Below are 6,219 nucleotides of genomic sequence, written 5' to 3' on the forward strand. Positions count from 1 at the left end.
CGGGGGATAACCCGGGTTGGTCCTGGATGTAAGAGCATGATTTTCAGAGGGAAATGCCCCAGAACGCGCAGGCGTTTTTCTGGATGAGTTGTGTATGGACGTCTGCGCCCATGCCGGGAAGAGGCCGGGACACTGTTTTCCGATACAAGGGATCTGTTTTCAGAGCGGAATCGCTGTTGAGCATGATCCGATGGACAAGTTGCGGATGGTGATCAAGAATGTTCACCAGCTTTTGGGGTGTCATCTTGCCCTCTTGCATGGTCATTCCCATCATGAGACCCGTCTCCATGACCATGAAAAGATTTTCCTCATCCACGTGATCAATGAGGATGCGCGAATGCAGCAATGGGACTTCGGCCACCAGTTCCAGGATCAGCCGGGTCATCCGGCCCTTGTTTTTGCGGGGGGTATGGATGCCGATTCTCTTGTCCGGGGGCAGCAGGGAACTGGCCCAGGAGAGTTGTTCCCTGAGGGCGGCAATCTCGCGATCACTGCCTGTTTCAAGGCCCAATTCGCCCAGTCCGAGACAGAAGGGCCTGGCCACATGGGAGCCAAGACTCTGCCAGAAGGTATCGCCCATCCATCCCCTGGATGGTGCAGGCAGGGAACGGGGATGCACCCCCACCAGGTAGTAGAGGCAAAACCCCGTGATGTCCGGGTTCCTGCACAATGCTTCCAGGGAATTGAAATACGGGGGAAAGCTTTCCCACCCTTCTGGCTGGTGCACATAGGACCAGGATATGCCGGCTCCTGCTCCGGCATACGCGGCAAAATCCTCGGGACACACATGATGCAGAATATCCGCATGCAAATGGGAGTCCACCAGGCTGACCTGTCCAGGGTTGATCAATGATGTTTTCATGGGCTTTCTGTATCAATGCAACCACCGACCCGCAACCCGGACAGGCTTCCCGGTCCGCCTGTTCTTTGGGCAAGGCACCACCGAGGGAAAATGCGGTTGTGGATGTCCTGGTCAAAACAGTATCCAGCAGCACAGACCGCGTTTGCCTTCTGGCCCGGCAGGATATGACCGGGAATCCGTTGCGGTTCGCCACGCCTCGCCCCTGGGAACCGAAAGAAAAGAGATTGCCCTTGCCAGAGCAGGGAAAGTCTGGATAGGTATTACACCTATGGTCTTGCGTCGTCCTGCAATCCGCGAGTCCTTTTGGGGGTATCCCGGGATCTGCGAGTTTCAGTCGACACACAGGAAGTCAAGGCAGACAGGCCTTGTTCTCTATGTTGTGATACCGGGTCGCTACCCGCGGCATGTTGTCCTGGGTCACCCAGTGTATGGGGGTGCACGTGGCAAGGATTGCCCGGGAGGTATCAATCGCTGTGGCATGGAATACGATACGCAGCAGGGGAGGAGTGGTGAAAAATATAAGTATTCGCTGGAAAATTATTGTTCTGGTTGCTGTGGGCATGTTTGCCCTGGCCATCATCATGGGTGGTCTGCGCATCCGTGACATCAAGCAAGGCGCGGTTGAGGGCATGGTTCGCAAGAGCCAGGCCATTGTTCTCATGGCCGAGGCCGGCCGCAACCAGATGGCCCATAAGCTTCAACAGGGGGTTATCCGTCCTTTGGACGAGATCCCGGCGGACAAGCTGCTGGAAGCCGTGCCTGTTGTGACGGCCATGCAGATGGCGGCTGAAAATGCGGCCAAGGCCGGATACCGGTTCAAGGCCCCCAAGGTCAGCCCCCGCAATCCCGCCAACACGCCCACTCCTTTTGAGCGCCAGGTCCTTCAGGAATTGCAATCCGGAAACATAAAGGAAAAGATTGTTGTTGAGGATGATCAGGTCCGTTATTTCAAGCCGGTCTATCTGACCCAGGACTGTCTGTTCTGCCATGGAGATCCCAAGGGAAGCAAAGATCCCTTGGGCGGTATCAAGGAAGGCTGGAAGGTTGGCGAGATGCACGGGGCCTTTGAGATCATCACTTCCCTGGAGCAGACCAACAAGGAGGTCTTGAACGCGGCCATAGGGGTTGGCCTCTGGTCGCTGCTGCTTTTTGGTGTGGTTATCGGGGTGATCTATCTGTTCATGAACCGGGCCCTTTTCAACCCCCTTCTTAGGATCAAGGGATATGCCCTGGCTGTTGCCGGCGGCAATCTGCAGGCAACGCCTGGCGGGACATTTCATGCGGAACTGGCGGATGTGGAACATTCCATCTCCACCATGGTGGGCAATCTCAAGGGCAAGATGCAGGAGGCCGAGGACAAGAGCCAGGAGGCTGAAGTTCAGAAGCAACGGGCCGAACAGGCCCTTGAAGAGGCCAAGGCCCAGGAGGCCAAGGTGGTGCAGCTGCTGGACAAGATGACCCATGTGGCTGCCGAGGCGGCAGAGATTTCAGAGCAGCTGGCATCTGCGTCCACCGAACTGGCCGCCCAGGTGGACGAAGTCAGTTCCGGAGCTGAAATACAGGATCAGCGCAGCACGGAAACGGCCACGGCCATGGAGGAGATGAACGCTGCCGTGCTTGAAGTGGCCCGCAACTCGGGTTCGGCTTCCAACAGCGCCGACAACACCAAGGAAAAGGCCGCTCTGGGGGCTGAAGTTGTACAACGTTCCGTACAGGCCAATGACAGGGTCATGGTCCAGGCCAGGACCCTCAAGAACAAGATGTCCTCTCTTGGAGAAGAGGCCGAGGATATCGGGCGGATTCTGGATGTCATCAGCGATATTGCCGACCAGACCAATCTTCTTGCCCTCAATGCGGCCATAGAGGCTGCGCGGGCCGGTGAAGCCGGGCGCGGATTCGCAGTGGTGGCCGATGAGGTGCGCAAGCTGGCGGAAAAGACCATGCAGGCCACCAAGGAAGTCGGGGCTGCCATCAATGAAATTCAGACCGGGGCCAGCGAAAATATCCAGGTTGTTGATGTGGCGGTTGAAGCGGTCAGAGAGGCCAATACCCTGGCCAAGGAATCCGGGGATGCCCTCAAGCGGATTGTCCAGATGGCCGTTGAAACCTCGGATGAAGTGCGCTCCATTGCAACGGCAGCCGAAGAGCAGAGTACGGTGAGCGAAGAGATCAACCGGGCCGTGGAGGAGATTAGCCGGGTGACGGCCGAGACTTCTGCCGGCATGAATGAGGCTGCCCAGGCGGTTAACGAACTGGCTCGACTGGCCGAGAAGTTGCGCAGCCTGATCAATCTGATGACGGAAAGCAGTTAGTCGCTCGTAAGGCAATAACCCAAAAAAGGCCCGGTTGGATTTTTCCAGCCGGGCCTTTTTTTCCGTGGTTGTCCTCGTATCCTTGGGGAACTCCCTTGTTATGGAGCTGCGCATTGTCATAGATCAACTGGCATCCCGGCATGTCAGGCGGCACATGATACAAGGTCATTGAAACCTTCTGAAAGATACGGACCTGGGCGCCAAAATCCCTTCCAAGGTCTGGTCAGGCAGATGCCCAAGGCATGGTTTCAGGATTGTTTTCCAAGCACAGGAAATTATTTTTTTCTTGTCATACAAAAGGGTTGACTGCCGTAATAATATTTGAAATCATTATCAATAAGAAACATGCAGCTTGATTGTCAGACAACGTGAACGGTGTGTTGTCCGGGCTGGTTTCTTGCAAAGCCGGCCCAGCACATGCCGTCCCAAAGGAAAGGAACAGATATGATATGAGGACATTGCAAAAACTCGTGGTCTCCATCAAGGGGCGGATAATTCTCCTGGTGGTATTCATGGGAATCTTTGGTGGAGTTATTTTTGCGGGTATGTTGTATACAACCCATGAAATCAAACAGATCGGTCTGGACGAGGTGCAGGCAGCTGTTCGCGCAGGGGAAAAATTAGAGCTCAAAACCGCGGTCCATTCCGCGGCCATGGTTCTGGGGACGCTGCTTCGTGACAAATCACGCCAGGAACATGTCAGGCTTCTCAAGCAAGCCCTTGATCCCCTGCGGTTTGGTCCCGACAATGAAGGGTATTTCTATGTTTATGACCTTTCCGGGATCAATGTGGCTCATCCCATGAAACCGGATCTGGTGGGCAAGAATCTTTGGGGGTTCAAGGACAAGGTGGGTACCCTCCTTATTCAGGATTCCATTCGTGCGGCCAAACAGGGCGGCGGTTTTGTGGAGTTTTTCTGGGACAAGCCCGGCACGAACGTTTTGGCCAAAAAGCTTTCCTACGCCGAAGCAATCCCTGGTACGGATTTATGGATCGCCACCGGCATTTATCTGGATGCCGAGGCCCGCACGGTACAAGGCATGTCCGATCGCGTTGACCAAAGTTCTACCCGCAGTATCATGATCATTACCCTTTTGATCGCTGCATTTTTTCTACTGGTTGTGTTGCCCCTTGCCATTTTCATCTTCCGTTCCATAGCGCGTCCCCTGACCACCATGACGGAGCAGGTGGAAGCTGTTGCCAAAGGGGATCTTAACGTGCGTTTTGATCTTTCGGGCAGGGATGAACTGGCAGTGATGCGCCGTTCCGTGGCCCGCATGGTGGACATTCTCAAGGAGCGGATCGCTTTTTCCGATGGTGTCCTTGATGCCATCACCATGCCCTGTGCGGTGTATGACAAGGACAACCGGGTGATGTTCGCCAATGAGGCGGTTTGCCAGGCCATTGGTGTCACAGGGTCTGCCAGGAGCCAGATCGGGAAAACTGCCGGAGAGTTCATCTATGGGGATGCCTCGAAACAAACGATCTCAGCAGAACCCTTGCGCACCGGTTCCCGGATTCATCAGGAAGTCCCTTTTGTGACCAGGAAGGGAGAACAAAGGATTTTTGATGTTACGTCCACTCCCCTTGTGAACGAAAAGGGAGACATCATTGCGGCCGTGGCCCTGTGGTTCGATCTGACCACCATCAGGGAACAGCAGAGGCTTATTGAGCAAACCAATGAGGCCATTATTGCAGGTACAACCAAGGCCGCAGAAATATCCGACCGGGTCGCTTCCGCATCTGAGGAACTTTCCGCACAAATCGAACAATCCCGTCAGGGTGCCAGGGACCAGCGGGACCGCTCATCAGAGTCTGCCACAGCCATGGAAGAGATGAATGCCAGCATGATGGAGGTGGCTTCCAATGTCTCCAATGCGGCTCAACTGGCCGAGGAAACCCGGGATGCCGCGAAACAGGGTATGGGAGTTGTGGACGAGGTTATTGAGGGAATCAAAAAAATAAGCAGTGATTTCAAAGAGGTAAACATCGCTTTTCAGGGGCTCCATAAACAGTCCGAGGCGATTACCCATATTGTCCAGGTGATCGATGACATAGCTGATCAGACCAATCTTCTGGCCCTGAACGCGGCCATTGAGGCTGCGCGTGCCGGCGATGCTGGCAGGGGGTTTGCCGTGGTTGCCGATGAGGTGCGCAAGCTGGCTGAAAAGACCATGGGCGCTACAAAGGAAGTGAACGGATCCATTTCCGGGATGCAAGCCATTGTCTCCAGGACGAACGAGGGCATGGCCCATGTGGAACCCCTCATTGAATCGGTCATTGCCCAGTCGGGCACAGCAGACAAGACCCTGCACGGAATTGTTGACAAGGTGGACCAAACATCCCAGCAGGTTGTATCCATCGCCTCTGCCAGTGAAGAACAGTCTGCAGTCAGCGAGCAAATCAATCACTCCTTTGAGGAAGTCAATCGGATCGCTGCGGAAACCGCCGATGCCATGGAGCAATCGGCCCAGGCAGTGGCCGACCTGGCCGAGCTGGCCCAGGACCTCAACCGGGTGATGGATTCCATGCGTGAGAAGATCGGCTGATCCCTCTTTACGCAAGGGATGATCCTTCAGATCCCGGCAGGACGGTCTGGCTGGCTGAGAAAAAGGGCCCAGTCTGATCAACATGATGACGGCGAGCCGTTAGTTGCCACAAGGCAATCACCACAAAAGCCCGGCTGGATTGTACCAGCCGGGCTTTTGCGCATGCAGGGGACATGGTTGGCGTTTGTCAGCGTTGGTCACCACATTCCGGAAGGTGCTGGGGATGTGGTGACGTTGCACCCTCCCTTTTGTGTACAGCACGGTCATGTTTGATCCTCTGCCAGGGCCTGAAGGATCGTTTGCATGAAGGCGGGCAGATCATCCGGCTTGCGACTGGTGATGAGGTTGCCGTCCCTGACCACTTGTTCATCTGTCCAATGGGCTCCGGCATGGACGAGATCGTCCTTTATGGCAAAAAAGGAGGTGACCCGGCGGTTTTCAAGGATCTGGGCCGAAGCGAGCATCCATCCGGCGTGGCAGATGGCGGCCACGATTT

The 6,219-nt window shown here is 55.4% G+C and carries 4 protein-coding genes; 2 read left to right on the forward strand and 2 right to left on the reverse strand.

From position 1 onward, the window contains the following. Positions 1-43: 43 nt before the first annotated feature. Positions 44-862 carry a hypothetical protein gene (locus ACTVJH_RS12585; RefSeq protein ID WP_455991296.1) on the reverse strand — a complete coding sequence of 273 codons (819 nt, stop codon included), beginning with the start codon at positions 860-862 and terminating at the stop codon, positions 44-46. Between the two features lie 509 nt (positions 863-1,371). On the opposite strand from ACTVJH_RS12585, the gene ACTVJH_RS12590 reads away from it, so the two are divergent. Beyond that, entirely contained in the window at positions 1,372-3,174 is a 1,803-nt protein-coding gene (locus tag ACTVJH_RS12590) for a methyl-accepting chemotaxis protein (protein WP_455991298.1), read from the forward strand. 449 nt (positions 3,175-3,623) lie between these two features. Continuing rightward, positions 3,624-5,723: a methyl-accepting chemotaxis protein gene (locus ACTVJH_RS12595; protein WP_455991300.1), complete on the forward strand. Its 2,100-nt coding sequence runs from the start codon at positions 3,624-3,626 to the stop codon at positions 5,721-5,723. Positions 5,724-5,986: 263 nt separating this feature from the next. Here the strand turns inward: ACTVJH_RS12595 and ACTVJH_RS12600 are convergent. Continuing rightward, positions 5,987-6,219, reverse strand: a 233-nt coding sequence (locus tag ACTVJH_RS12600) for a DJ-1/PfpI family protein (protein ID WP_455991302.1), incomplete at its 5' end; no start/stop codon positions are given.

The organism is Desulfoplanes sp. PS50 (assembly GCF_053851535.1).